Below are 26,382 nucleotides of genomic sequence, written 5' to 3' on the forward strand. Positions count from 1 at the left end.
GGGGCGCAGCCCCGGGGGACATTCGCGGAGGGGAGTACCCGGTGGCCTGTGCACAAGCCCCGAACAAACCAACGACAAAAGCGACAAGCAAGCAAAGACAACGCGCAACGGATCACTGACATGGAAGCGCTAATCAACACAACGCCGCCCCAGGCGCCCGACAAGAGCGCGCTGCGCACCTGGGGCCCGCTCGCGCTGATCCTGGTGCTGGCCGTGCTGCCGTTCCTGCCGCTGCCCGACTTCTGGATCATCCAGCTCAACTACATCGGTATCTACACGCTGCCGGTACTGGGCCTCGTGCTGCTCACCGGCGTGGGCGGCCTCACCTCGTTCGGGCAGGCCGCCTTCGTCGGCATCGGTGCGTACACCACGGCCTACCTGACGGTGAACACGGGGCTGTCGCCGTGGGTCACGCTCTTCATCGGCCTGGCGCTCACCGGCGTCAGCGCCTCGATCATCGGCGCCATCACGCTGCGCATGTCGGGGCACTACCTGCCGCTGGCCACCATCGCCTGGGCGCTGTCGCTGTACTACCTGATGGGCAACCTCGATGCGCTGGGCAAGTACGACGGCATCCTGGGCGTCAAGGGCCTGTCGCTGTTCGGCTTCGAGTTCGGCCAGCAGCGGTTCTTCTACGGCGTGGTCTGGGTCATCGCGATCGTCGCGGCATTCGCGGTGATACGCCTGCTCGACTCGCGCAGCGGCCGCGCCATTCGCTCCCTGGCCGGCGGCTCGCAGATGGCCGAGGCCATGGGCGTGAACACGCTGCGCTTCAAGATCGGCATCTTCGTGCTGGCGGCCATGCTGGCCTCCATCTCGGGCTGGCTGTTCGCGCACTTCCAGCGCACGGTCAACCCCTCGCCCTTCGGGCTGAAGATGGGCATCGAGTACCTGTTCATGGCGGTGCTCGGCGGCGCGGCCCACGTGTGGGGCGCCATTGCCGGCGCGGGCGTGGTCAAGCTGCTCGAAGACCAGCTGCAGGTGCTGCTGCCCAAGCTCATCGGCACGGCCGGCAGCTACGAGCTGATCGTGTTCGGCATCATGATCGTGCTGGTGCTCAAGTACCTGCCCGAGGGCCTCTGGGCCTTCGTCGACCGGCGCCTGCCGCGCCCGCGCCGCAGCGTCGACTGGCAGCACGCCAGGGACCTGCCCGCGCGTGCCAAGCCGGCCGCGGGCGATGTGGTGCTCGACGTGCAGGCCATCCGCAAGACCTTCGGCGGGCTGGTGGCGGTGAACGACATCAGCTTCCAGACGCGCGCCGGCCAGATCGTCGGCCTGATCGGGCCGAACGGCGCGGGCAAGTCGACCACCTTCAACCTGATCACGGGCGTGCTCGGCCTCTCGGGCGGCGCGGTGCGCTTCCGCGGCGAGGCCATCGGCGGGCTGGGCGCGCGGCAGATCGCGCAGCGCGGCGTGTCGCGCACCTTCCAGCACGTGAAGATGGTGGCGGACATGACGGTGCTGGAGAACGTGGCCCTGGGCGCGCACCTGCGCGGCCGCAAGGGCGCCGTCGCGGCCATGCTGCGCATCGACCGCCAGGAAGAGCGCGCGCTGTTCCGCGAGGCCGAGCGCCAGCTGCGGCGCGTGGGCATGGGCGACTACCTGCACGAACTGGCGGGCAACCTGGCCATGGGCCAGCAGCGCCTGCTGGAGATCGCACGCGCGCTGTGCGCCGACCCGGCCCTGCTGCTGCTCGACGAGCCCGCGGCCGGCCTGCGCCACAAGGAAAAGGAAGCGCTGGGCAAGGTGCTGCGGCAACTGCGCGACGAGGGCATGAGCATCCTGCTGGTCGAGCACGACATGGGGCTGGTGATGGACATCTGCGACCACATCGTGGTGATGGAGTTCGGCACCCACCTGATGGAGGGCACGCCCGCCGAGGTGCAGAACAGCGACAAGGTGCGCGCCGCGTACCTGGGAACGGAACATTGACATGACGACACCCCTGCTTCGCATACGCGACCTGCACGCCGGCTACGGGCGCGCCGAGGTGCTGCACGGCATCGACCTGCAGGCCGACCAGGGCCGCGTCGTCACCGTGATCGGGCCGAACGGCGCGGGCAAGTCGACGCTGCTCAACGCGCTGATGGGCGTGCTGCCCTCCAAGGGCGTCATCGAGTTCAAGGGCCAGCCCATCTCGGCGATGACGCTCGAGGAACGCGTGATGCTCGGCATTGCACTGGTGCCGGAGAAGCGCGAGCTGTTCGGCACCATGCCGGTCGAAGACAACCTCGTGCTCGGCGCGTTCCGCCAGGTGCGGCTGCGCAACAAGCAGTGGCGCGACCGCATCGACGAGGTCTACACGCTGTTCCCTCGCCTGAAGGAGCGGCGCGCGCAGCTGGCCGGCACGCTCTCCGGCGGCGAGCGGCAGATGCTGGCGGTGGGCCGCGCGCTGATGTCTCGCCCCACGCTGCTGATGCTCGACGAACCCAGCCTGGGGCTGGCGCCGCTGGTGGTGCAGGAGATCTTCCGCACGGTCGATGCGCTGCGCGCCACGGGCGTGACCATTCTGCTGGTGGAGCAGAACGCGCGCGCCGCGCTCGAAGTGGCGGACCACGGCTACGTGCTCGAAATGGGCAGCGTGAGCCTCGAGGGCGAGGCACGCAAGCTCGCGGTCGATTCGCGCGTGATCGACACCTACCTGGGCGCGGCACGCAAGGCCGCCTGACGAGAAAAGAAGATCGACCGAGACACCCGCCGCGCACGCGGCAAGGAGACGACATGACGAGACAGCGCCACTTCACATTCGGCCTGTGCGCAAGCGCGCTCGGCGTTGCCACGCTGCTCGCGGCTTGCGCGGGGCGCCCACCCGCCCCGCATGCGCCGCTGGCCGCCGCGCGGCCCGGCACGCTGCAGGCCTGCGCCGACCTGGCCACGCGCGCGGCGCTGCCGGGCACGGTCTACAGCTCCGTCACCGACGTGCCGGCCGGCATGGTCACGGTCGGCGGCGTCGCGATGGCGGCGCCCGCGCACTGCCTGGTGCAAGGCCGCATGAACGAGCGCACCAGCCCGGTCGACAATCAGCGCTACGCCGTCGGTTTCGAGATGCGGCTGCCGGTGGCATGGAACGGCCGCTTCTTCTACCAGGCCAACGGCGGGCTCGACGGCGTGGTGGTGCCCGCGCTCGGCGGCATCGGCGGCGGCGGCCCGCGCAGCAGCGCGCTGCAGATGGGCTTTGCCGTCATCAGCTCCGACGCCGGCCATGCGGGTTCGATGGGCCCGCGCTTCGGGCTCGACCCGCAGGCGCGGCTCGACTACGGCTACAACGCGGTCGCGCAGCTCACGCCGATGGCGAAGAACCTCATCGCCAAGGCCTACGGCCGCGGCCCCGACCGCTCCTACTTCGGCGGCTGCTCGAACGGCGGGCGGCATGCGATGGTGGCCGCGGTGCGCTCGTCGCAGCAGTACGACGGCATCCTCGCGGGCGACCCCGGTTTCAACCTGCCGAAGGCGGCCGTGGCGCAGCTCTATGGCGCGCAGCAATACGCCGCCGTGGCCAGCGCGAAGACGCCCGCCGGCCAGCCCGACCTGCAAAGCGCCTTCACTCCGGCCGAACTGAAGCTGGTGGGCGACAAGGTGCTGGCGCGCTGCGACGCGCTCGACGGCCTGGCCGACGGCATCGTGTCGAACGTGCAGGCCTGCAGGACGCGCTTCGACATCCAGCGCGACGTTCCCACCTGCGCCGCCGGCACGCGCGACGGCATGTGCCTCAGCGCGCCGCAGAAGAATGCGCTGGCCAACGTGTTCAAGGGCGCGCGCAACAGCGCGGGCCAGCCGATCTACAGCAGCTTCCCGTTCGACGCGGGCGTGAGCGGCGGCAACTGGCGCGAATGGAAGTTCGCGAGCCCGGCGACGCGCGACGCGGGCGCCGTGGCCTTCATCTTCAGCACGCCGCCGCTGGCCGACCGGCCGCAGGGCCTGCCGTTCGCGCTGGGCTTCGACATGGACCGCGACGCGCCGCGCATCGCCGCGACGGACGGCGTGTTCCGCGAGTCGGCGCTGTCGTTCATGACGCCGCCGGACGCGGCCAACCTGGGCGCGCTGCGCGACAAGGGTGGCCGCATGATCGTCTACCACGGCACCAGCGACCCGGTGTTCTCGTCGGACGACACCGCCGCCTGGTATGAACGCGTGCAGGCCGCGAACGGCGGCGATGCATCCTCGTTCGCGCGCTACTTCCCCGTGCCGGGCATGAACCACTGCTCGGGCGGCCCCGCCACCGACCAGTTCGACATGCTCAGCGCGCTGGTCGACTGGGTCGAACAGGGCAAGGCGCCCGCGTCGATCACCGCCTCCGCGCGCGGTGCCGGCACGCCCGTGCCGAACGCCGAGGTGCCGGCCAGCTGGTCGCCCCAGCGCACGCGCCCGCTGTGCCCCTATCCGCAAGTCGCCACCTACACCGGCGGCGACACCGAGCGCGCAAGCAGCTTCGCCTGCAAGACGCCTTCTCCCTAGATTTCCGAACCCCCATGGATTACAAGCCCCGCCCCGAAGATGTCCGATTCCTGCTGAACGCGGCGCTCGATGCGCCCACGCGCCTGGCCGCGCTCGCGCCTTTCGCCGAGGTTGACGAAGCGCTGCAGTCGCAGGTGCTGGAGGAGGCAGGGCGCTTCGTCGGCGAGGTGATCGCGCCGCTGAACCGGACCGGCGACGAGACCGGCTGCCGTTTTGCCGGCGGCGAAGTGACCAGCCCGCCGGGCTTTCGCGAGGCCTACCAGGCCTTCGTCGACGGCGGCTGGCCTGCTCTTTCGGCCGCGACCGAAGACGGCGGACAGGGCCTGCCCGCCGCGCTCGAGGCCGTGCTCTACGAATGGCTGGCCGCCGCCAACCACGGCTTCACGATGGCGCCCGGCCTGCTGCACGGCGCCTACGCCTGCCTCAAGCACCACGGCAGCGACGAGCTGAAGCAGCGCTATCTCCCGAAGATCGCGACCGGCGAGTGGCTGGCCACCATGTGCCTCACCGAGGCGCATGCGGGCAGCGACCTGGGCCAGGTGCGCACGCGCGCCGTGCCACAGGCCGACGGCAGCCTGCGCGTGAGCGGCGGCAAGATCTTCATTTCCGGCGGCGAGCACGACCTGACGCCGAACATCGTGCACCTGGTGCTGTGCCGCCTGCCCGACGCGCCGGCCGGCCCCAAGGGCCTGTCGCTGGCGCTCGTGCCCAAGCTGCTGCCCGACGGCACGCGCAACGCGGTGCACTGCGAACGCATCGAGGAAAAGATGGGCCTGCACGGCAGCCCGACCTGCACGATGCGCTTCGACGACGCCACCGGCTGGCTGGTCGGCGAGCCGGGGCGCGGGCTGGCCGCGATGTTCGTGATGATGAATTCGGCGCGCCTGCATGTGGCGCTGCAGGGCATCGGCCTGCTCGACGCCGCCTGGCAGAAGGCCGACGCCTATGCCGCCGAGCGCCGCCAGATGCGCGCGCCCGGCCCCGTGCCCGCGAGCCGCGGCAACGAAAGCGCAGACCTGATCGCCGAGCACCCGGCCGTGCGCCGCATCCTCGACACGCAGCGCGCCTGGATCGACGGCGCGCGCACCCTCGCCTACCGCAGCGCGCTGATGCTCGACGTGGCCGCGCACGACGCCGACCCCAAGGCCCGCGAGCGCGCGCAGCGCTGGTGCTCCTTCGTCACGCCGGTGCTCAAGGCGGCGTGCACGCAGCAGGCCTTTCAGGGTGCGAGCGAGTGCCTGCAAGTGTTCGGCGGGCATGGCTACGTGCGCGAATGGGGCATCGAGCAGATCGTGCGCGACTCGCGCGTGACCATGATCTACGAGGGCACCAACGAGATCCAGGCCATCGACCTGCTGGTGCGCAAGGTGCTGCCCGACGGCGGCGCCGGCATGTCGGCGGTGCTGCTCGAGATGCGCGACACGCTCGACGCCTCGCGCGAGGCCGATGCCGACGTGCAGCGCCGGCTCGCGCAGCTGCGCTACCTGGGCACCACGGTCGCGATGGCCGCGCACGCCAACCCGGCGCTGCCCTGCGAAGTGGCGGACGACTACCTGCGCGTGGCGATGCTCACGATGCTGGCCTGGGCCTGGGCGCGCATCGAGGCGGCGGCGCCGCAAGACGGCGCCAGGGCACGGGTGGCGGCGGCCTTCCGGCGCTGGGTGCTGCCGGAGTTCGAGATGCGGCTGGGCATCGTCAAGCGGGCCTGCGAGACGGTCGCGCTGACCCACGCGGCGCAGCCGCAGGCTGTCGCGCGCTAGGCTGCCGGGCAACATTCACGCGGTACGCTCGGGCCATGCCTTCCTCTTCGAAATCCGCTCCCGCGAAAAGCGAGCCGAGCATCGCGCCGCCGGGCAAGGCGGACCGGCTGGACGCGCGCATGCTCGAAACCCTGGTCGGCTACAACGCCCGCCGCGCATGGCTGATCGTCAGCGACTTCTTCGCGGAACGCATGGCGCCCTATGGGCTCAAGCAGATCGATTTCTCGGTGCTGTCGCTGCTGGCGCACAACCCGGGCGCCACGTCGCGGCAGCTGTGCAGCACGCTGGACATCCTGCCGCCCAACCTGGTGAGCCTGGTTGCCACGCTCGACAGCCGCGGGCTCATCGAGCGCCGGCCCCATCCGCACGACGGCCGCGCGGTGGGCTTGTATCTCACGCCGGCCGGCGATGCGCTGATCCGCGAGGCCGAGCAGGCCGTGATGCAGCTCGAGGCCGACGCCAGCGCCAGGCTCACCGCGCGCGAGCGCGAGACGCTGATCCGCCTGCTGCAGAAGATCTATCTCTGAGCGCCTGAGGGCGCCTACAGCCCTCGCTCGACCATGTCGATGAGGCGCTGGCCCAGCGCGTGGGTCTCGGCGGGCGGCATGGCGCGCAGTGGTCCGTCGATGATGAGCAGCGCCAGCCCGTGCACCGACGACCACGCGAGGTATTCGGCATTCGGGCGCCGCGCCGGGTCGAGCACGCCCGCGTCCACCAGCCGGTCGATGGCCTTGCCCAGCAGCTGGAACGGGTCCAGCCCGCTCGCGCCGGCCTTGCCCGGGCCGAGCTGGCCGTCGCCTTCGGCGGAAACCACGAACGCGGTGCGGAACAGGCCAGGCTCGGCCTGCGCGAACCGCAGATAGGCGGTGCCGATGGCGCGCACCTGGGCGCGCGCGAAGTCGGCGGGCGGCTGGTCGCAGGGCAGCACGGCCAGTTCCTTTTCCATCGCACCCGCTGCCGCGGCCAGGGCCGCCTCCCGCACGGCCCACAGCAGTTCCTGGCGGCTGCCGAAGTGCCGGTAGGCGGCATTCGGCACCACGCCCGCGCGCCGCGTGGCTTCGCGCAACACCACGGCGTCGGGGCCCCCGTCGCGTGCGAGCTCGATGCCCGCGTCCAGCAGCGCCCGGCGCAAGTCCCCGTGGCGGTAGGTGCTGCGGGCAGGCGGCAGGCTTTCAGGGACGTTGTTGAGCTTCATTGCACTTCCATGTGGACACCGTCCATTATCCCTGCTATTCTTTGTGGACGGCGTACACAAAGTAATCCGATTGTTTGCGGCCCGATACACCGGGGCCCCACCGACCCACCTCATCCGCCAGAAGGAATCGCAATGAAAGTCCAGTCTTACCTCTCGTTCGAAGGCCGCTGCGACGAAGCGCTCGGCTTCTACCAGCAGGCGCTCGGCGCCGAAACGATCCAGCTCATGCGCTATGCCGACGCGCCGGCACCCGAGCCCGCCGCTTCCGGCAACCCCGACGCCAGTTGCGGCGGTGCCGGCCCCGCGCCCGACAAGGTGATGCACGCGGTGGTCCGCATCGGCGAGACCGAGCTCATGGCCTCCGACGGCCGCTGCTCGGGCCAGCCGAAGTTCGAGGGCATCATGCTGGCCCTCACCGCCGGCACCGACGCCGAAGCCGTCAAGTGGTTCAACGCGCTGGCCGAGGGCGGCCAGGTGATGCAGCCGCTGATCCCGACCTTCTTCACCTCCAGCTTCGGCATGCTGACCGACCGCTTCGGCGTGGGCTGGCTGCTGGTTGTGGCGCAACCGGCCTGACCGCGCATCTTTCTTTCGTCACGGGTCACCTGGTTCAAGCACGGCCCGAGCCCCCATGTCGCCAAGCTCATGGGGCTCTGCCAACCTCGAGACAGCCACTCAAAAGCAACCAAGGAAACTCTCATGTCCCCCATCAACGCCTACCTCACGTTCGACGGCAATGCAGCCGAGGCCATGCGCTTCTACGAGAAGACGCTCGGCGGCAAGATGCAGATGATGATGACCATGGCCCAGGCGCACGGCGCCGAGCAGTTCCCGCCCGGCGCGGCCGACCGCACCATGCATGCGGCCCTCGCCTATGGCGACGGCCTGCTCATGGCCTCCGACTCCATGCCCGGCATGCCCTACGAAGGCATGAAGGGCTTCGGCGTGGCGCTCACGCTCGACACGGTGCCCGAAGCCCGGCGCGTGTTCGACGCCTTCGCCGATGGCGGCAAGGTCACGATGCAGTTCGGCCCGACCTTCTGGGTCGAGGGCTTCGGCATGGTGACCGACCGCTTCGGCACGCCCTGGCTCATCAACGGCGGCAAGCCCCTGGTGTGACGCGCATGACGGACGCACTCGACAGCCGAAAGCGCTGGCTCGCGCTGATGGTGCTGTGCCTCGGCGTGCTGATGATCGTGCTGGACACCACCATCGTGAACGTCGCGCTGCCCTCGATCCGCACCGACCTCGGCTTCTCCGAGACATCGCTGGTCTGGGTGGTGAACGCCTACATGCTGACCTTCGGCGGCTTCCTGCTGCTGGGCGGGCGGCTCGGCGACCTGTACGGCCACCGCAAGCTCTTTCTCATAGGGCTGGTGCTGTTCACGCTCGCCTCGCTGGCCTGCGGCATCTCCAACTCGCAGGTGCTGCTGGTGGCGGCCCGGGCGGTGCAGGGGCTGGGCGGCGCGGTGGTGTCGGCCGTGTCGCTCTCGCTCATCATGAACCTCTTCACCGAGCCGGCCGAGCGCGCCAAGGCCATGGGCGTGTACGGCTTCGTGTGCGCAGGCGGCGGCAGCATCGGCGTGCTGCTGGGCGGCCTGCTCACGAGCACGCTGAGCTGGCACTGGATCTTCCTGGTGAACCTGCCGATCGGCGTGGCGGTGTATGCGCTGTGCGTGGCGCTGCTGCCGAGCGCGCGCGGCCATGCGCACGGCGAAAAGCTCGACGTGGCCGGCGCGCTGACGGTCACGCTGTCGCTCATGCTCGCGGTGTACGGCGTGGTCAACGGCAACGAAGCGGGCTGGGGCTCCACGCAGACCGCGGGTCTGCTCGGCGCGGCCGTGGTGCTGCTGGCGGTTTTCATCGCCATCGAGGCGCGCGTGCAGCATCCGCTGATGCCGCTGGGCCTGTTCCGGCTGCGCAGCGTGTCGGTGGCCAACGTGGTGGGCGTGCTGTGGGCGGCGGCCATGTTCGCGTGGTTCTTCATCTCGGCGCTCTACATGCAACTGGTGCTGCAGTACACGCCGATGCAGATCGGCCTGGCCTTTCTGCCGGCCAACATCATCATGGCGGTGTTCTCGCTGGGCCTGTCGGCGAAGATCGTGATGCGCTTCGGCATCCGCAAGCCGCTGGCGGCGGGGCTGTGGCTCGCGGCCATCGGGCTGGCGCTGTTCGCGCGGGCACCGGTCAACGGCAGCTTCGTGGTCGACGTGCTGCCCGGCATGATGCTGCTCGGCCTGGGCGCGGGCATGGCGTTCAACCCGGTGCTGCTGGCGGCCATGAGCGAGGTGAGCCCGTCCGATTCGGGCCTGGCCTCGGGCGTGGTCAACACCGCCTTCATGATGGGCGGCGCGCTGGGCCTGGCCGTGCTGGCCAGAGCCGCGGCGGCGCGCACCGCCTCGATGGAAGCCGCCGGCGCGCAGATGCCGCTGGCGCTCACCGGCGGCTACAACCTTGCGTTTCTCGTCGGCGCCGTGTTCGCGGCGGCGGCGGGCCTGATCGGGGCGTTGCTGCTTCGCTCCACCATGCCGGGGCAGATGCAGGACAACAACAACGAAGAAGAAGCGGCACCCCGTGGATCGGCGGCATCGTGAGCCAGGAGGCCACATGCAGCCGCCGGTATTTTTTCTTCAACGGTTCCACTCTTTGTTCAGGAGAACTTCCATGGCTCGTTATGTAGACGGTTTCATCGTCGCCGTTCCCAGTGCCAACGTAGAGGCCTACCGCAAGCTGGCGCGCAAGGCCGGCAAGGTCTGGATGGAATACGGCGCGCTCGAATACGTCGAGTGCATCGCCGACGACGTGAAGCCCGGCAAGCTCACCTCGTTTCCACAGAGCGTGAAGCAGAAGGCCGACGAGACGGTGGCCTTCTCGTGGATCACCTACAAGTCGCGCAAGCACCGCGACACGGTGAACGCCAAGGTGATGGCCGACCCGCGCATCGCATCGATGGACCCGAAGACCATGCCCTTCGACGCCAGGCGAATGATCTTCGGCGGCTTCAAGTCAATCGTCGAGTTCTGACGGGCCGCCGCGCGGGCCTCAGGCGATGAATCCGTCGTAGACGAGCTTCAGGCCCGTGAGCAGCATGCCCAGGTACACGAAGCGGTAGAACCAAGTCGCGTCGATGCGCCGCGCGATGCGGATGCCGACCCACACGCCGAACGGCGCGATCGGCATCAGCACCAGCGAAGTGGCCAGCGTGCGCAAGTCGATGAGGCCCAGCCACGCGTAGGGAATCCACTTGCTGAGGTTCACCACGAAGAAGAAATACGCCATGGTGGCCGTGAAGATCACGGGCTTGAGCCGCAGCGGAATCACGTAGGCGTTGATGGGTGGGCCGCCCGCATGCGCGATGAAGCTGGTGAAGCCCGACACCGTGGTCAGCACCGCGCCCACGCGGCGCGAGGGCAGCGCGTCGTCGGGCTTGGGCGGGAACAGCATGCGCTGCGCCAGGAACACCAGCGTGAACACGCCGACGATGCCCGCCACAGTATGCGCCGGCAGCATGCGAAACAGCAGCGTGCCGATCACCGTGCCCAGCAGGCCGAACGGAATCAGGAACTTGAGCAGCGAGCGGTCGAAGTCGCGCCGGAACGCGGCCAGGCCCAGAACGTCCATCAGCAGCAACAGCGGCATCAGGATGGCGGCTGCCTGCGGCACGGTGACGGCCAGCGCCATCATCGGCACCGCGAGCGACCCGAAGCCGGCGCCGAAACCGCTCTTGCTGATGCCGAGCAGCAGCACGGCGGGAATGGCGACCGCATAGAAATGCGGGTCGGTGATCAGGGGGAAAACCATGGGCGGAAGGCAAAAGAAAACCCGCCATGCGGGCGGGCCTTGCGAGCGTAGCAGGATGCCGGAAAACGCGCCCGGCGCCGCCTGCCTTGCCTCCTACTGCCGGGCCGGCTGCTTCAGCGGATTGAGCACGAAGTCGAAGTCCAGGCGCCAGCGGCCGTTGTCCTGCTTCTTCCACGGCGCGACCAGCGACTGGCGCACCGCGAACACGGCGTCGGAGTCCAGCCATTCGTCGCCGTCGCGGAACACGTGGGTGATGAGCCGCTCGTAGCCCGGCGCCTCGATCTTGAAATGCAGGTGCGCGGGCCGCCACGGGTGGCGCTTCGTCGCGCGCAGCAGGTCGCCCACCGGCCCGTCGACCGGGATCGGGTACGCCACCGCCACCACGCTGCGGAAATGCAGCGAGCCGTCTGGCCCGGTGCGCAGGGTGCCACGGTTCTCCGCATGATCGAGCCCGGCGTGCTGCACGTCGTAGTGGCCGCCGGCGTCGGCCTGCCACACATCGACGACCGCGCCGGACACCGGCTCGCCGCCGAGCCCGCGCACGGTGGCATACACGTCGCAGGGCTCGCCCTCGGCGCCGTTGGCCACGTCGTCGCCATGCTCGTACTCGGGGGCGCCGTCGAAGTAGAAGGGGCCGAACACCGTGGCCTCGGTGCAGCCCGCGGGCTTGTCGTTGTTCATCGCGATGGTGAGCATCGACAGGCCCAACACGTCCGACAGCAGGATGAATTCCTGCCGCTTGTCGTCGCACTTCTGGCCGGTGGCGGTGAGGTACTGGATGCCCTGGAACCACTCGTCCTCGGTGAGCTTCACCTCGCGCGCAAAGGCGTGCAGGTGCTGCACCAGGATGGTCATGATCTCGCGCAGGCGAAGGTCTGGCGTGTCGGCGAAGCGCGCAAGCACGGCCTGCGTGATGTTGTCCTGGTTGAGGTTGCGCATCGTGGTGTCTCCATGTCGTCTCGTAGGTACGGCGCACTTTAGGCCGCGCGCCGCCGCCACGAAAGCCGCCGGGCGCAAATGATTTTTCCGCCCAGCGGAACGGTCGCAACGCCGCTGCGCCAAAATCGTCCGGACACACAGAAGACAAGCCCCGGAGACACCGCCCCATGGACCGCTGGACCGAAATCGCCCTGCTCGTGCAGATCGCCGATGCCGGCAGCCTGAGCCGGGCGGCCGAGGCGCTGGGCCTTTCCAACGCCGCCGCGAGCCGGCACCTGAGCGCGCTGGAGGACCGCCTGGGCGCGCGGCTGGTGGAACGCAACACCCGCCGGCTCTACCTGACCGACACAGGCCGCGAGTTCTGCGGCCGCGCCCGCGCCATCCTGAGCGACCTGGCGGTTGCGGAATCGACGGTCAACGCCACTGCGTTCAACCCGACCGGCACGCTGCGGGTGACGGCGTCGCTCTCGTTCTCCATCCACCACATCGCGCCGCTGCTGCGCGAATACACCCAGCGCTATCCGGGCGTGACGGTGCACGTGGAAGCCGCCAACCGGTACTTCGACCTGATCGACAACAACATCGACGTGGCGATCCGCACGCGTGAGTTCGAGCCCGACTCGAACGTCACGATCCGCCGGCTGGGCGAGACGCGGCGCATCCTGGTGGCGTCGCCGCGCTACTTTGCGCAGCACGGCTTTCCGAAGACGCTGGAAGAACTCGCGCGGCACAAGCTGCTGATCTACACCCACGCCAACAACCCGAACGAGCTGCGCTTCAGCCGCCGGGGCGAGACGCGCACGGTGTCGGTCACCGGGCTGCTCGAGTCGAACGACGGCCAGGTGCTGCGCGCCGCCGCGCTCGACGGCATGGGCATCCTGGTGCAGCCGACCTACATCGTCTACGACGACGTCGTGGCCGGCCGGCTGGTGCCCACGCTGGACGACTGGGACCTGCCGCACCTGACCATCAACCTGGCGTACCCGAGCCGCAAGCACCTGTCGGCCAAGGTGCGCAGCTTCATCGACTTCATGGCGGCGCACTTCGCGAAGATGGACTACGAACGCAAGTGGACCAGCCATTTCGGCGCGCGCTGAGGCGGCTTTGCGGCAAAACATGTGCGTTTACGCACATCCCGCTTTCCGGCGGCTGCGCACACTGGCGGCGCAACCGTCGCATTTCGCGGCGGCCTTCAATTTCCAAGGATCCGCCATGAACACCCAGGCCGCAGCCGCCAACACCCCGCGTGCGCCGATCGCATCGCCGCTTTCCACCGTCTCCCCCACCACGCTGGACGACTCCGGCAAGCTGCTGATCCGCGTGACGGTCGGCTTCCTGGTGCTGCTGCACGGCATCTTCAAGCTGTCGGCGGGCGTCGGCTTCATCGCGGGCATGCTGGCCAAGGCCGGGCTGCCGGGCGGCATCGCCTACCTGGTGTACGTCGGCGAAATCGTCGCGCCGCTGCTGATGATCGCGGGCCTCTTCACCCGCGCCGCCGCCGGCGTGGTGGTGATCAACATGCTGGTGGCTTTCGGCCTCGTGCACATGGCCGACCTGTTCGCGCTGACCAAGCAGGGCGGCTGGGCGCTGGAACTGCAGGGCCTGTACCTGTTCGGCGCACTGACGGTGGTGCTGCTGGGCGCCGGCCGCTTCAGCATCGGCGGCCGCAACGGCCGCTTCAACTGACGGCCGGCCGGTTCAGCCGGCGTCGCCCCGCACCTGCGAGACCATCGCCTCGAGGCGGGCGATATCGGCCACCAGCAGGGCCTTGTCGTCCTTGCGCAGCACGCCGCTGCGCACCAGCACGTTGAGTTCGCGCGTCACCTGCTCGCGGTTGGTGCTGATCTGGCTGGCCAGCGCCGCATGCTTGGGCGCGGGGTCCAGCCGGGCCTGGTTGGCGTCCCCGCCATGCGGGCCGGCGGCACGGGCCAGACGCAGCAGTTCGGCATGCAGCCGGTTCTGCACGCCCAGGGTGCTCAGGTCGATCACCCGTTCGGACAGCTGCCGCACCAGCGAGGCCAGCCGCAGCATCACCCGCTCGGCCACCAGCGGCTCGTCGCGCAGCAGGGCCATGAAGGCGGCACGGTCCAGGCTGGCGACCACGCTGGGCGCAAGGGTGACGACGTCGGCGGAGCGCGGACCGCCGTCGATGGCGGCGATGTCGCCGAAATGCTCCCCGGCCTCCGAGTCGCGGAAGGTCACCTGCCGGCCGTTGGCCGAATAGGTCGTCACCCGCACCCGGCCCGAGACCAGCAGGAACACCTCGCCCTGCTGCTCGGCGCGCAGCAGCAGGAGCTTGCCGGCTTCCACGCTGTGCCACAGGCATTGCCGGGCCAGCAGGTCCAGCCGCTGGTCGGAGAGGCCTTCGAACAGCGCGATCTGGCGCAGTGCGAGGCTGGAACGCGGGACAGGGTCTGGTTTGTCCATGCCGGGGTCTGTGGTCAAGGGGATGAGCGCGCGGATTATGCTCGGGAGCCGCTTCGAACCCGTTCATGGACAGACGTTCCCCCCAACCGCACTTTTCCCCGAGAACGCCGACACGGCGCAATCTCCGCTGGGCGAGCGGGCTGGTGCTGATGGCCTACATCACGGTTCACCTGCTGAACCATTCGCTCGGCATCTATTCGTTTGCCGCCGCCGAGACCGTGCTGCGCGGCGTGCAGAAGTTCTGGCACAGCCTGCCCGGCACCGCGCTGCTGTACGGCGCCGCCGGCACCCACCTCATGCTGGCCGTGGTCGCGCTGTGGGAGCGCCGCACCCTGCGCATGCCGCCGCTGGAGGGCCTGCGGGTGCTGCTGGGCTTTGCGCTGCCGCTGCTGCTGGCCACCCACCTCACCGCCATGCGCGGCGCCTACCTGGCCTACGGCATCGAGGGCTCATACGTGCGGGTGGTCTGGGGCCTGTGGGACTGGCAGGGCGCGGCCGCGCAACTGGCGATGATGCTGGCGGCCTGGACTCACGGCTGCCTCGGCCTGCATTTCGCGCTGCGGGCGCAGCCGGCGTACCGGCGCTTTTCCTACGTGCTGCTGGCCGTGGCCGTGACGCTGCCGCTGACGGCGGCGATGGGCTTCGTGTCGATGGGCCGGGAGTTCCAGTGGACCGGCGTGCCGCCCGTCGTGCTGCCGACGCCCGAGCAGGGCAAGGCGCTCGGCACGGCCGAAGACAGCATCAAGTGGTTCTACGGACTGGCGCTGGCCCTGCTGCTTCTGGCGCGCTGGGGGCGCAACGCTTTCGCACGCTGGTCGCGACAGCCGTCGATCACGCTGCGCTACCCCGACCGCACGGTGCAGGTGCCGCGCGGCTGGAGCGTGCTGGAGGCGAGCCGCTCGCACGGCATCGACCACCTGTCGATCTGCGGCGGCCGGGCGCGCTGCTCGACCTGCCGGGTGCGCGTGGCCGGCCCGGCGGAGCACATCGGCGAGGCGGGCCGCGACGAGCAACGCACGCTGGAGCGCGTGCGCGCGCCCGCCGACGTGCGGCTGGCCTGCCAGCTGCGCCCGCGCGGCGACATCGAGGTCACGCCGCTGTTCGCGCCGCTGCCCAACGAAGGCCGGCCCGCGCCGGTCGGCAGCTTCGGGCGCGAGCGCGACGTGGCGATCCTGTTCGTCGACCTGCGGCGCTGGTCAGGCCTGTCGGAACGGCAGTGGCCTTTCGACCTGGCCTATGTGCTCGACCGCTACTTCGCCACCGTGGGTGCAGCCGTGCGCGAGAGCGGCGGCGTGCCCAACCAGTTCATCGGCGACAGCGTGATGGCCATCTTCGGGCTCGACTGCGACCTGCCGACCGCCTGCAGGCAGGCGCTGCGCGCGACCGAGCTGATCGGCGAGCGCATGGACGCATGGAGCCAGGGCTTCGAGGCGCAGTTCGGCCAGCGGCTGGAGTTCGGCATGGGCCTGCATGCGGGCCGCGCCGCGGTCGGCGAAGTGGGCTACCTGGAAACCACCACCTTCACCGCCATCGGCGAAGTGGTGAACACCGCGAGCCGGCTGCAGGACCACTCGAAGACGGCGGCTTCGCGCCTTGTCGTCTCGCTGTTCGCGGCCGAGCAGGCGGGCGTGGCGCACACCCTGGGCACGCCTGAAACGCTCGCGGTGCGCGGGCGCTCCGAACCTCTTGCGGTGCTCTACGCATCCACCGGTGCGGTCTCCGCATAGAAGTTGCCGAATGCGGTGCGCAAACGCACATCGCAAACCGCACGGCGGTTTCACACTTCAGCTCGTGGCAACGACGAATGTCCGCCGCCCACACAGTGAACCGAAGGGACTCTCACCATGAACACCAAGCAACGCATCGCCGCTTCCGCTTTTGCCGCCGCCTTCGCCCTGCTGGGCGCCGCCGGTGCGGCACATGCAGAAACCTATGAGGGCGTGCATGCCATCACCTCGTCCGCCAGCCGCGCCGACGTGAAGGCCGAAGCCGTGGCCGCCACGCGCGAAGGCAACGCCTATTCGGACACCGCCGCCGAAGGCGCTGTAGCATTCAATTCCACGCTCGACCGCGGCACGGTCCGCGACCAGGCCGTGGCCGCCGCGCACAACCCGCTGCAAAGCCTGGACCGCCGCGCCTTCTACCGCGACGAAGTGCCGCAGGCCTACAAGAAGCCCAGCGTGTCCTTCACCCGCCAGGCCGGCCTGTAAAGCCAGACGCGGCCCTGCCCCGCCGGTTCAGGGCCGCACGCCTTCCCAGGCGTTCTGCAGCAGGGCGCGGATCGCATCGCGCTCCAGCGGGCGCGGATTGGGATACTGGTTCTTGAGCGCGTGCTCGCAGGCCAGGTCGAGATCGGACTCCTTCATGCCGATGTCGCGCAACGCGACAGGCGCGCCGTTGTCGCGTGCCAGGTCGTACACGGCCTGCGCGGCGCTGCTGCTTCCCCCGAGCGCCTTCAATATGCGCGCCATGGCCTGCGGCGCCGCTTCTGCGTTGTAGGCCAGCGCATGCGGCAGCACGATGGTGTGGGTCTCCGCGTGCGGCAGGTTGAAGCTGCCGCCCAGCGTGTGGCACAGCTTGTGGTGCAGTGCCATGCCGACATTGCCCAGCACCGCGCCGCAGAGCCAGGCGCCATAGAGCGCATCGCCGCGCGCGCCCGGGTCTTGCGGTGTGGCGCGGATGGCGGGCAGTGCCCGGCCCAGCGCGGCAATGCCCTCCTGCGCCATCAGGTCCATGACCGGATTCGTATCGACCGCGTAGAGCCCCTCGGCCGCATGCGCGATGGCATTGATCCCGCTCGTCACGCTGATGCCCACGGGCAGGCTCAAGGAAAGCTCCGGGTCGTAGATCACCGTGCGCGGCAGCACCCGGATGTCCTTGCCCGTCTTCTTCATGCCGGCTTCGGTGATGCCGTAGATCGGCGTCATTTCGGAACCCGCATAGGTCGTCGGTATGGCGAGGATGGGCAACCCGGAGTCGAGCGCGATCGCCTTGCCCAGACCGGTGGTGGAGCCCCCGCCGATGGCCACCGCGCAATCGGCGCCCAGGCGCTGCGCCACCTCCCTGGCCTCGCGTGCGGTCTCGATGGGCACGTGCATCACCGCCCGGTTGAACACACCGGCCGCGTGGCCGCCCAGCATGGCCGCCACGCGCTCGGCCTGCGGGCGCTGCTCGGGCGTGGAGAGCACCAGCGCGCGCCTTGCGCCCAGCGCATCGATCTCGCGCGCCAGATGCTGCAGCGACCCCGCGCCGAACACCACCCGCTGGGGCACGCTGTTGTAGACGAATGAGGAGGTGGTCATGGCTTTCCTGTCTTTGTCCCGAGTTTCCCGCCGGCCCGCGCCGCGTTCAACCACGACAGCGGAAAGGAGTTTTCCGCTCAGGCCGGAGCGACCTGCACCCTGCAGGCATCGCCGCCCTCGGCGATGGCGAAACGCACCGGCAGGAACCGCTCAATCACCGCGCAATTGGTGCGCGTGTGCTCCGTCACCTCGCTGCAGGTGAAGGCGCAGGCCTTCCTGCCCTGCCACGCGGCAAGCGCCTGCAGCAGCGCCAGTTGGTCCGCAAGGTGCGGTCCGACCGCCGCCTCGCTCTTCTGGAACGCGCGCAGCTCCCTGGCCAGGCCATGCGCCACCTGCTCCGCGCTCATCGATTTTTCGCCGAAGGCGGTGAACACCTCGGTGACGTGTTCGTAGGCCAGCGTGGCCATCAGCGCATTGCCCGGCCCTTCGTTCTGGCGCACCGCGCCCAGGCGCAGCTGCTCGCCGGACCAGCCCATCGCGCCGCCCAGCGTGTCGAGTTCGCGCGTCGGCACATGGCGCGGCAGGCCCGGTGCCAGGCACTCTGCGTGACCGGCCCGGTGCGCGCCGCGCGCGATCAGGTCGAAGGGCTGCAGCGGGCCGGCCGCCGGCACGATGACCGCCTCCACCTCGCCGCCACCGGCCGGGTAGAAGCCGCAGCGGCGCAGCGTCAGTTGCAGGTCCGCCCCCAGGCGGCGCACAAGCGGCGCGAAAGCGCGCTCCAGGAAATGGAACGGCGGCGCCATCGGGTTGTGCGTGCCGCCGCTCAGGTGCACGCGGCTCTGTGCGCCAGCCAGCAGCAGCGGCGGCAGCACGGTCTGCAGCACCAGCATGCAGCTGCCCGCACCCGAGATCGCGAAACGGTACTCGCCCGCGCGCACCGCGCCGGGCGTGAAGCGCAGCGACTGCGATCCGAGCTCGGCGCCTTCGACCTGTGCGCCACTGATCGCCGCAGCCGCGTTCACGCACGCCAGATGCTGGCGCATCAGGCCCGGCTTGGCACGGCCCGCACGGATCTTCTCGATGGCCAGCGGCTGGCCGGTGGCCACCGACAGCGCGAGGCCGGTGCGCAGGATCTGGCCGCCGCCCTCGCCTTGGGAGCCGTCGAGTTCAATCATGGACGGCCTCCTTCTTCTTGTTCACCGCCTCGAGACGCAGCACCGTGTCGTACAGGAACGCATCGAGCCCCGAACCATCGGCCGACGGCAGCGGCGTCACCGGCTCGGCTGCATTGGCTGCCAGCTCGGCTTCGATGAACGCGTGGATACCCGGCCAGCGCGGGCTGGTCGCGGCTTCGTTGGCGCGCATCTTTACCTCGAGCAGCGCGTTGATCTCGGCGATCAGCGTCGCGTCGCGCACCGGGTCGAGCGTGTGCTGCGCCAGGTCGGCGAAGCGCATGGGCGGCACGCCGGCGCGCGAGCGGATCCAGCGCGCGGCCAGCAGAGGTCGCAGCACGTAGAGGTACTTCTTGTAGCGCACCTCGTCGGCCTGCAGATGCTCGCGGAAATTCTTCTTCGCCATCGAGCTGTAGTGATGCCAGCCGCGCGCGTTGGAGAACACGGCCTCCGACAGCGCGCGAAAGCGCGGCATCGCCACCGCGTCGTCGCGGTAGACGATGGGCGAGCGCAGCCACTCGAGCAGCGTCGGGTTCGACTCGCGCATCAGGCCCAGCGCCTTGCGCAGGTCCCAGCCGTTGATGTCGAGGTCGCCGCTGATCGGCACCTCGATCACGTCGCGACGCGGTGCCACCGTGAGGTACCACGGCAGGCGGTTGACGTAGATGAAGCGCACGTCGTAGTCGCTGTCGGGCGAGGCGAAGCCCCAGCCGCGGCTGCCGGATTCGCAGGCGAACAGCACGGTCACGTCATGCGTTGCTTCGATGTCGCTCAAGGCCTCCATGATCTGCGTGCGCACGGCGGGCTCGATCGGGTGGGCGGAGCGCAGGAATTCTTCGGTACTCATGTCTTTCTTCTTGTCTTCTTTTCTCGTCAAGCCCGGGTGACGGTCACACTGCCAGCACTGTCGAGCTCGTAGACATCCAGGTCGCTGGCCAGGAACGCATGACCGCGGTAGTGCGTCTGCGTCTCTGCCATCAATGCAGCCATGCCCTCTTCGTTCTGGTGGCGCGCGCTGAAGTGCGTGAGGATCAGGTTGGGCACTTCGGCCGCCTGCGCGAACTCGGCCAGCAGGCGCGCGGAGCTGTGCATCGGCCCGGGGCCGACCTTGTCGAGTGCCTCCTGCGTGAAGGTGGCCTCGTGCACCAGCAGTTGCGCGCCCCTGCAGGCGTCGTGCAGCAACGCGGGTTTGGCGTTGTCACCGCCCACAACGGCGGCAACCGTTTCGACCTGGGTCTCGGTGTAGTCGGCACTGCGCAGCACGCCGCCATTGAAAGGCACGTCCTCGCCTTGCTGCAGCGCACGCCATGCGGGACCGGGTGGCAGGCCGATGGCGCGCAATGCGTCCGCTTTCAGCCGCACGCGCCGCGTCTCGACTTGCATGCGGTAAGCGTGGCTGGGCACACGATGCAGCAGCGCATGGCTTTCGATGCGCAGGCCCGGCACCTCGTACACCAGTGACGGTCCGCCGATATCCACGTGCTCGACTTCGTAGGGCAGATGCAGATCGGTCAACGCGCGCGTCGCCTCGAACCACTCCCACACCGGCAGCGGCGCAATCAGCTTCAGCGGCTTCGTGCGCTTGTTCATGCCCGCACTCGCGAGCAGCCCCGGCAGGCCGTAGCAGTGGTCGCCGTGCACATGCGTGATGCAGACGGCGGCCAGGTCGTTCAGGGACAGCGGCGTTTGCAGCACGCGATGCTGCGTGCCCTCGCCGCAGTCGACCAGGAACCACTCCGGGCCGAGCACCGTCTGCACGGCGAGGCCGGAGACGTTGCGGTGTCGCGTGGGGGTACCGGAGGAGGTACCCAGGAAAGTCAGCTTCATCATCTCGTTGATCACTCCCTGCGCATCAATGCGCTTCTTGCAGCGTCCGCGGCGACGCGCTCCCAACCGAAGTATCGGCGACCTCCCTCCGGACGAGCCGCCATGAACGCGTGGAGCCGTGCGAGGTTCTCTTCACCGCCCCAGCGCCCCATTGCCTGGATCGCCACGACACGCAGGCTCCACCATTTGCTTTGCAATGCCGCCTCGATTTCGGCCCTGGCTTGAACGCTCGGCTTTGCCGCACCCAACGCACGCAGTCGACACGTCTTCTCGAGCAGAAGGTCGGCGCCAGGCGCAACGGCTCGCAAGCGCTCGCGCCTCGCGCGCCTGCATGCGAGGCATCGCACGGCACGGCTGTCGATATGACCGTGAATCGTCTCGTACCACCATTTCTGCTGCTTGGCCGTCCATACCTCTTCGGCACCGCAATCGCGGCAGATGAATGGACGCGCGACATAAAAGTCAGGCAGCACGCCGTAGGTGTTGTTGTGTTGCTGCAGAACAGCTCGATCCGCCGGCTCGCAACCGGGTGCATCGGCGAAGTCGGCTTTCGGCAGCCGAATATCCGGCAGGCGCAGGCGTGCTGCCAGCGCGGCAGCACGCTCGCGGCGGTGCGCCTTGATCTCGGCGCGGCGTTGCTTGTTGCTCTTCATTTTTCAGACCTTCGCAATACAGCGCTGCGAAGGCGAGCCTATCGAAAGCTCTCCCTCTACAGCGCCATCGTGAGGCCGTACTTGGACCTCACCCTCTCACCCCTTCACGCAAACAACCTGCTTGAGCGTGTAGACCACCTCCACCAGGTCCTGCTGCGCCTCCATCACCGCGTCGATGTCCTTGTAGGCCATCGGGATCTCGTCGATCACGTCGGCGTCTTTTCGGCATTCCACGCCTTCGGTCGCGGCGACTTGGTCGGCCACGGTGTAGAGCTTCTTCGCCTTGGTACGGCTCATCTTCCGGCCGGCGCCGTGGCTGCAGCTCATGAAGCTCTCGGGGTTGCCTTTTCCGCGCACGATGAAGCTCTTGGCGCCCATGCTGCCGGGGATGATCCCCAGCTCGCCGGCCTTCGCGCTCACCGCGCCCTTGCGGGTGACGAGCACGTCTTCACCGAAGTGCGTTTCGCGGCTCACGTAGTTGTGGTGGCAGTTCACCGCTTCCACGTGCGCCTCGAAAGGCTTGGTGATGACCTTGCGCACGGCCGCTACCACGCGCTGCATCATCACTTCGCGGTTCGCACGCGCGAACTTCTGGGCCCAGCCCACGGCGCGCACGTAGTCGCCGAAGTACTGGGCGCCTTCCTCGAAGTACGCCAGGTCCTGATCGGGCAGGTTGCGCTGATGCAGTTCGGCGTCTTTCTTGGCGAGCTCGATGAAGTGCGTGCCGATGGCGTTACCCACGCCGCGCGAACCCGAATGCAGCATGAACCACACCGAGCCCGCCTCGTCCAGGCACACCTCGATGAAGTGGTTGCCCGTACCCAGCGTTCCCAGGTGCTTGTGGTTGTTGGTGTTCTTCAGGCGCGGGTAGTCTTCGCAGATCGCGTCGAACTCGTCCTTCAGCGCACCCCATGCAACGTCGGTTTCGTTCGGTGGCGTCTCCCACGAGCCCTTGTCGCGGCCCATGCGCTTGGGGTTCGAGCCGTGCGGCACGGCCTTCTCGATCGCCGAGCGCAGCGGTCCCAGGTTGTCGGGCAGGTCGTTGGCATGCAGCGTGGTCTTGCACGCCATCATTCCGCAGCCGATGTCCACGCCCACCGCGGCGGGAATGATGGCCTTGAAGGTCGGGATCACCGACCCCACCGTAGCGCCGATGCCGTAGTGCACGTCGGGCATGGCCGCGATGTGCTTGAACACGATGGGCAGGCGCGCTGCGTTCTCCAGCTGCTTCTGCGCCTCGGGCTCCACGGGCACGCCGCGGGTCCACATCTTCACGGGCACGCCGTTCTCGACTTCATGCAGGTCGTAGTTCATTTCTTCTTCTTTCATCATCGTTTCACTCCTCTGTTCAAGTCATTTTCTATCTGCCTGGCACCCCTTCGGCGCCGGTCGAACCTTCTCGAACTCGCAGCTCAGGAAGCGTTCGGCCGAAGCGTCACCAGCCCGTTGAGCACCTGGTCCAGACCGCCGATCACGGAGATCTTGTCGATCCGCTCGGCCACTCGTTCCAGCGTTTCGAGTTCCTTCATCCGCAACGCGACGGGGTTGCCCTCCATCACCTTGGCGGTGTTCAGCAGCGAGCGCGTGGCCGCGGTTTCCTCGCGGCGGCGGATCACGTTGGCCTGGGCCGACTTCTCGGCCTCCACCACCTGGGCGAGGATGGTCTTCATCTCGCCGGGCAGGATGATGTCCTTCACGCCCACGCTTTCCAGCGCAATGCCGGAGCCTTCCAGCCGCTCGCGCACTTGCGCCAGCACCGTCTGGTCGATGGCCGCCTTGTTTTCCAGCAGCGCGTCGAGCGTCTGTTCGCCCACCGCGGCGCGCAGCCCGAACTGCAGCTCGCGGTACACATGGTCGGCCGGCTTCGGCATCTGCGCCATCGCCCGCCGCACATCGGTGAAGCGCCACACCGCCGACATGTTCAGCCGCAGGCCCACCTTGTCGCGGGTCAGGATTTCCTGGCCGCTCACTTCGGCGATCTGCGAGCGCATGTCCACGCAGGTCACTGCCACCTGCCGGTTGAAGCGCCAGAAACCGTGGTTGCCCGGTGCCAGAAGCTCCTGCATCTGGCCCTGCAGCGTCAGCACGCCGACGTGGAACTCCGGAACCTGAACCAGCAGCACGCCGTCGAGGCCAGCCACCGCACGCGGGCGCAGCGCCACGCTCTGCAGCTTCGACACCAGTTCGGCCGGCAGGCGCACGTCTTCGGCCACGTCGATCACGTCGATGCGCTGTTCGCGCAGGCCACGCCAGTACAGCTTGCGGGTGGCGGGCGGCAGGATCTGCACCAGCACGCCGTCTTCCAAGCGCAGGCCGGCCTGGGTTTCGCCGAGCGACACATGCACGAACTCGCGCTCGACCAGCTCAGGCTCCTGTGCCAGGAAGTAGTCGACCAGCTCGTGCTCGAAAGCCGGCTCGGTCAGCGCAAAGCACTGCAGCTGGATCTTGTCGAAACCGGAAAACACCCAGTGCTTTCCAGCGCCCAGCAGTTGCTCGAAATCGCCATTGCGAAGCAGCAGCGCGCGTTCGTTCTTCTTGATCGTGATTCGGTTGAAGCCCAGCATCTTTTTCTTCCACTCGTTATTCGGTTCGTTTCTTCGTTCAGTCTTCAGTCATTCGGTCCGGGCCCTCGAAAGGGCAGGCGGCGGGCACTGCGGCAGCCAAGGCCTGACGTGCGGCGGTCGCCCGGCTCGGCAGGTGCCTCCCTCGTCGCTTTTGCAACGCCGTCACCTGCCTCGCCTTCGATGGCCACACGCAGTTCCTTGCCACGCACGCGGTGCGCAAGCCGCCTGCGCTTGGCACTGTGTCGCGCGCCGCAGGACATGTTTGCCCTGCGCCATCGCTCCGGTGTGCCGGGGCGGAGGGGCTTTCGCCCCCATCAGATGGCGGTGCAGGCACCGCCGGGCTTTTTGCGGGAATCGAACCCGCGGCTCCATGTGGTTAGCACGGCGCTCAACCATGAGCGGAACTGAATCAAGTTCAGTTGCCAGACAGCCCAACCACGGCATACGGCAAACCCAAGGACTTGCCTGGCTTGCTGCACCGGGCCGCTTCTACGCGGCACCTGCGAGTGGATGGACTGCATCCTGACGGGATATCCATTGCAGTCGGCGTGCCAGCTTTGGGCAGTTTTCACGATCGGGGATGCAAGTCATTGACGGGAAAGGAGAAATTCCATTTCGTCCTGTTTCGAGAACTAGATCCATACCTATAAAATCCCGCAACATCTATAAATTTAGCTAGTTTCATATCCATGAAGCCAATCGTCGTCATCGGCTTTCTAGGCACCCAGCTCGACGCCGGCCAGGGCGCGGGCCGCTGGAACAAATGGCGCCCCACCGTTTCGCTCGCCCAGCACGAGGACATGGTCGTCTCGCGCATGGAGCTGCTCTACACGCTCAGGCACAAGGCGCTGGCCGAGCTCGTCAAGGCAGACATCGCCACCGTGTCGCCCGAGACCACCGTCAACCTCGTGCCGATCGAGCTCGCAGACCCGTGGGATTTCGGCGAGGTCTACACGCGCCTGTACGACTGGGCGCGCGGCTACAGCTTCGACACCGAGCGCGAGCAGTACTGGACGCACATCACCACCGGCACGCACGTCGCGCAGATCTGCATGTTCCTGCTGTCCGAGTCGCGCGTGGTACCGGGGGTGCTCGCGCAGACCTCGCCGCCCCACAAGCAGCGCCAGGGCGAGGCCGGCAAATGCACGCTGATCGACCTCGACCTCTCGCGCTACGACGTGATCGCGCGGCGCTTCGACGCCGAGCAGCGCGACGCGGTCGCGTTCCTGAAGAGCGGCATCGCCACGCGCAACGCGCGCTTCAATGCGCTGATCGACGAGATCGAGCGCGTGGCCGTGCGCTCGCGCGCGCCGATCCTGCTGGTCGGGCCGACCGGCGCGGGCAAGTCCTTCCTGGCGCGGCGCATGTTCGAGCTGAAGCAGGCGCGGCACCAGATGACCGGGCCGTTCGTGGAAGTGAACTGCGCCACGCTGCGCGGCGACGGGGCGGCGTCCACGCTGTTCGGGCACAAGAAGGGTTCCTTCACCGGAGCCGCCGCCGACCGCGCAGGCCTGCTGCGCACGGCGCACCAGGGCGCGCTCTTCCTCGACGAGATCGGCGAGCTCGGCCTCGACGAGCAGGCGATGCTGCTGAAGGCGATCGAGGAGAAGCGCTTCTTCCCGGTGGGTGCCGACAAGGAAGTGGAGAGCGATTTCCAGCTCATCGCCGGCACCAACCGCGACCTGCGCAGCGACGTGGCCGAAGGACGGTTCCGCGAAGACCTGTTCGCGCGCATCAACCTCTGGACCTACGACCTGCCCGGCCTCGCACAACGGCCCGAGGACATCGAGCCCAACGTCGACCACCTGCTGGCCATTCACGCCGCCGAAAACCACCGCGTGGTGCGCTTCAACGCCGAAGCGCGCACGGCCTACCTGCGTTTCGCGCAGAGCGGCGAGGCGGTCTGGAGCGGCAACTTCCGCGACCTGTCGGCCAGCGTGACACGGCTTGCCACGCTGGCCGACGGCGGCCGCATTCCGGTCGCGCTGGTCGAAGCGGAAATTGCACGGCTGCGATGGCTGTGGAAGCATGCGGGTGCGGCGCCCATGGTCCGCGGTGGCGACGACGTGGACCTGGACGCACTGATGGGCGAAGAGCGGGTGCAGGCGCTCGACCTGTTCGACCGGCTGCAACTCGAAGCCGTGGTGCGCGTGTGCCGCCGGTCGCGTAGCCTTTCGGATGCGGGGCGGCAGCTGTTTCAGGCCTCGCGTGCGCAGCGTAGCGTGGTGAACGATGCGGACCGGCTGCGCAAGTACCTGGTCAAGCTGGGTCTCGATTGGGGGCAGGTTTCGGGCGAGCCGAAGAGCTGATCGGAGTGCAGCATCGATGGGCTATCCTCCGCCCGATG

25 protein-coding genes are annotated in these 26,382 nt (G+C 68.5%); 14 read left to right on the plus strand and 11 right to left on the minus strand.

Translation table 11 applies throughout. The features are described from left to right. Positions 1 to 120: 120 nt before the first annotated feature. Genes QRN67_RS20790 through QRN67_RS20810 form a run of 5 tightly spaced genes read left to right on the plus strand, consistent with a single transcriptional unit; the run spans position 121 to position 6,742 of the window. On the plus strand, positions 121 to 1,932 hold the full coding sequence (locus tag QRN67_RS20790; RefSeq protein ID WP_081269945.1) for a branched-chain amino acid ABC transporter ATP-binding protein/permease: 1,812 nt from the start codon (positions 121 to 123) through the stop codon (positions 1,930 to 1,932). Between the two features lies 1 nt (position 1,933). Next, positions 1,934 to 2,668: an ABC transporter ATP-binding protein gene (locus tag QRN67_RS20795; protein ID WP_081269946.1), complete on the plus strand. Its 735-nt coding sequence runs from the start codon at positions 1,934 to 1,936 to the stop codon at positions 2,666 to 2,668. A gap of 53 nt (positions 2,669 to 2,721) precedes the next feature. Next, positions 2,722 to 4,455: a tannase/feruloyl esterase family alpha/beta hydrolase gene (locus QRN67_RS20800; protein WP_285413364.1), complete on the plus strand. Its 1,734-nt coding sequence runs from the start codon at positions 2,722 to 2,724 to the stop codon at positions 4,453 to 4,455. A gap of 14 nt (positions 4,456 to 4,469) precedes the next feature. After that, positions 4,470 to 6,215, plus strand: a complete 1,746-nt coding sequence (locus QRN67_RS20805) for an acyl-CoA dehydrogenase family protein (RefSeq protein ID WP_285413365.1) — start codon at positions 4,470 to 4,472, stop codon at positions 6,213 to 6,215. A gap of 35 nt (positions 6,216 to 6,250) precedes the next feature. Next, positions 6,251 to 6,742: a MarR family winged helix-turn-helix transcriptional regulator gene (locus QRN67_RS20810; RefSeq protein ID WP_081269949.1), complete on the plus strand. Its 492-nt coding sequence runs from the start codon at positions 6,251 to 6,253 to the stop codon at positions 6,740 to 6,742. A gap of 14 nt (positions 6,743 to 6,756) precedes the next feature. Here the strand turns inward: QRN67_RS20810 and QRN67_RS20815 are convergent, their stop codons facing one another. Further along, positions 6,757 to 7,410, minus strand: coding sequence for a TetR/AcrR family transcriptional regulator (locus QRN67_RS20815; RefSeq protein ID WP_106936876.1), 654 nt, complete (start codon positions 7,408 to 7,410; stop codon positions 6,757 to 6,759). A 132-nt stretch (positions 7,411 to 7,542) separates the two neighbouring features. On the opposite strand from QRN67_RS20815, the gene QRN67_RS20820 reads away from it, so the two are divergent. From QRN67_RS20820 to QRN67_RS20835, 4 genes are all read left to right on the plus strand, one after another. Beyond that, entirely contained in the window at positions 7,543 to 7,986 is a 444-nt protein-coding gene (locus tag QRN67_RS20820; RefSeq protein ID WP_285413366.1) for a VOC family protein, read from the plus strand. A 123-nt stretch (positions 7,987 to 8,109) separates the two neighbouring features. Continuing rightward, positions 8,110 to 8,529: a VOC family protein gene (locus QRN67_RS20825; protein ID WP_285413367.1), complete on the plus strand. Its 420-nt coding sequence runs from the start codon at positions 8,110 to 8,112 to the stop codon at positions 8,527 to 8,529. Between the two features lie 5 nt (positions 8,530 to 8,534). After that, positions 8,535 to 10,004, plus strand: coding sequence for a DHA2 family efflux MFS transporter permease subunit (locus QRN67_RS20830; protein ID WP_285413368.1), 1,470 nt, complete (start codon positions 8,535 to 8,537; stop codon positions 10,002 to 10,004). Between the two features lie 70 nt (positions 10,005 to 10,074). Next, positions 10,075 to 10,434 (plus strand): DUF1428 domain-containing protein, encoded by a 360-nt coding sequence (locus tag QRN67_RS20835; protein WP_081269953.1) that lies wholly within the window; start codon positions 10,075 to 10,077, stop codon positions 10,432 to 10,434. An 18-nt stretch (positions 10,435 to 10,452) separates the two neighbouring features. Here the strand turns inward: QRN67_RS20835 and QRN67_RS20840 are convergent, their stop codons facing one another. Next, on the minus strand, positions 10,453 to 11,211 hold the full coding sequence (locus QRN67_RS20840; RefSeq protein WP_285413369.1) for a sulfite exporter TauE/SafE family protein: 759 nt from the start codon (positions 11,209 to 11,211) through the stop codon (positions 10,453 to 10,455). A 93-nt stretch (positions 11,212 to 11,304) separates the two neighbouring features. Then, a complete protein-coding gene (locus QRN67_RS20845; RefSeq protein ID WP_285413371.1) occupies positions 11,305 to 12,150 on the minus strand; it encodes an intradiol ring-cleavage dioxygenase in 846 nt (281 codons plus the stop codon). Between the two features lie 167 nt (positions 12,151 to 12,317). Between QRN67_RS20845 and QRN67_RS20850 the strand changes: the two genes are divergently transcribed. Then, the gene (locus QRN67_RS20850; RefSeq protein WP_285413373.1) at positions 12,318 to 13,247 is read left to right on the plus strand and encodes a LysR family transcriptional regulator; all 930 of its coding nucleotides are present in this window, start codon (positions 12,318 to 12,320) and stop codon (positions 13,245 to 13,247) included. 115 nt (positions 13,248 to 13,362) lie between these two features. Further along, positions 13,363 to 13,836 (plus strand): DoxX family protein, encoded by a 474-nt coding sequence (locus QRN67_RS20855; protein ID WP_285413374.1) that lies wholly within the window; start codon positions 13,363 to 13,365, stop codon positions 13,834 to 13,836. Between the two features lie 12 nt (positions 13,837 to 13,848). Here the strand turns inward: QRN67_RS20855 and QRN67_RS20860 are convergent, their stop codons facing one another. Then, positions 13,849 to 14,577, minus strand: a complete 729-nt coding sequence (locus QRN67_RS20860; RefSeq protein WP_285413375.1) for a Crp/Fnr family transcriptional regulator — start codon at positions 14,575 to 14,577, stop codon at positions 13,849 to 13,851. A gap of 65 nt (positions 14,578 to 14,642) precedes the next feature. On the opposite strand from QRN67_RS20860, the gene QRN67_RS20865 reads away from it, so the two are divergent. Both QRN67_RS20865 and QRN67_RS20870 read left to right on the plus strand, forming a co-directional pair. Next, positions 14,643 to 16,304, plus strand: a complete 1,662-nt coding sequence (locus QRN67_RS20865; protein WP_285413376.1) for an adenylate/guanylate cyclase domain-containing protein — start codon at positions 14,643 to 14,645, stop codon at positions 16,302 to 16,304. Between the two features lie 117 nt (positions 16,305 to 16,421). Beyond that, positions 16,422 to 16,787 (plus strand): alpha/beta hydrolase, encoded by a 366-nt coding sequence (locus QRN67_RS20870; protein ID WP_106936869.1) that lies wholly within the window; start codon positions 16,422 to 16,424, stop codon positions 16,785 to 16,787. 27 nt (positions 16,788 to 16,814) lie between these two features. Here QRN67_RS20870 and QRN67_RS20875 read toward each other — a convergent pair whose 3' ends face one another. The 7 genes from QRN67_RS20875 to QRN67_RS20905 all read right to left on the minus strand — a co-directional run bounded on the left by QRN67_RS20875 (position 16,815) and on the right by QRN67_RS20905 (position 24,035). Then, positions 16,815 to 17,879 (minus strand): maleylacetate reductase, encoded by a 1,065-nt coding sequence (locus tag QRN67_RS20875; RefSeq protein ID WP_285413377.1) that lies wholly within the window; start codon positions 17,877 to 17,879, stop codon positions 16,815 to 16,817. Between the two features lie 77 nt (positions 17,880 to 17,956). After that, entirely contained in the window at positions 17,957 to 18,994 is a 1,038-nt protein-coding gene (gene rtcA / locus QRN67_RS20880) for an RNA 3'-terminal phosphate cyclase (protein WP_285413378.1), read from the minus strand. After that, positions 18,987 to 19,838 carry a nucleotidyltransferase domain-containing protein gene (locus tag QRN67_RS20885; protein WP_285413379.1) on the minus strand — a complete coding sequence of 284 codons (852 nt, stop codon included), beginning with the start codon at positions 19,836 to 19,838 and terminating at the stop codon, positions 18,987 to 18,989. Before QRN67_RS20885 ends, rtcA begins: the two co-directional genes overlap by 8 nt. A 26-nt stretch (positions 19,839 to 19,864) precedes the next feature. After that, positions 19,865 to 20,821, minus strand: coding sequence for a ribonuclease Z (locus QRN67_RS20890; RefSeq protein WP_285413380.1), 957 nt, complete (start codon positions 20,819 to 20,821; stop codon positions 19,865 to 19,867). Between the two features lie 8 nt (positions 20,822 to 20,829). Further along, positions 20,830 to 21,471 (minus strand): zinc-ribbon domain containing protein, encoded by a 642-nt coding sequence (locus tag QRN67_RS20895; RefSeq protein WP_285413381.1) that lies wholly within the window; start codon positions 21,469 to 21,471, stop codon positions 20,830 to 20,832. A gap of 96 nt (positions 21,472 to 21,567) precedes the next feature. Then, a complete protein-coding gene (locus QRN67_RS20900) occupies positions 21,568 to 22,800 on the minus strand; it encodes an RtcB family protein (RefSeq protein WP_503010935.1) in 1,233 nt (410 codons plus the stop codon). Positions 22,801 to 22,883: 83 nt separating this feature from the next. Continuing rightward, complete coding sequence (locus tag QRN67_RS20905) at positions 22,884 to 24,035, minus strand: slipin family protein (RefSeq protein WP_285413382.1); 1,152 nt, start codon at positions 24,033 to 24,035, stop codon at positions 22,884 to 22,886. A 689-nt stretch (positions 24,036 to 24,724) separates the two neighbouring features. Here QRN67_RS20905 and rtcR point away from each other — a divergent pair. Then, complete coding sequence (gene rtcR, locus QRN67_RS20910) at positions 24,725 to 26,344, plus strand: RNA repair transcriptional activator RtcR (RefSeq protein ID WP_285413383.1); 1,620 nt, start codon at positions 24,725 to 24,727, stop codon at positions 26,342 to 26,344. The last annotated feature ends 38 nt before the right edge of the window (positions 26,345 to 26,382 follow it).

The sequence above is a fragment of the Variovorax sp. efr-133-TYG-130 genome (genome assembly GCF_030208835.1).
GTDB lineage: Bacteria > Pseudomonadota > Gammaproteobacteria > Burkholderiales > Burkholderiaceae_C > Variovorax.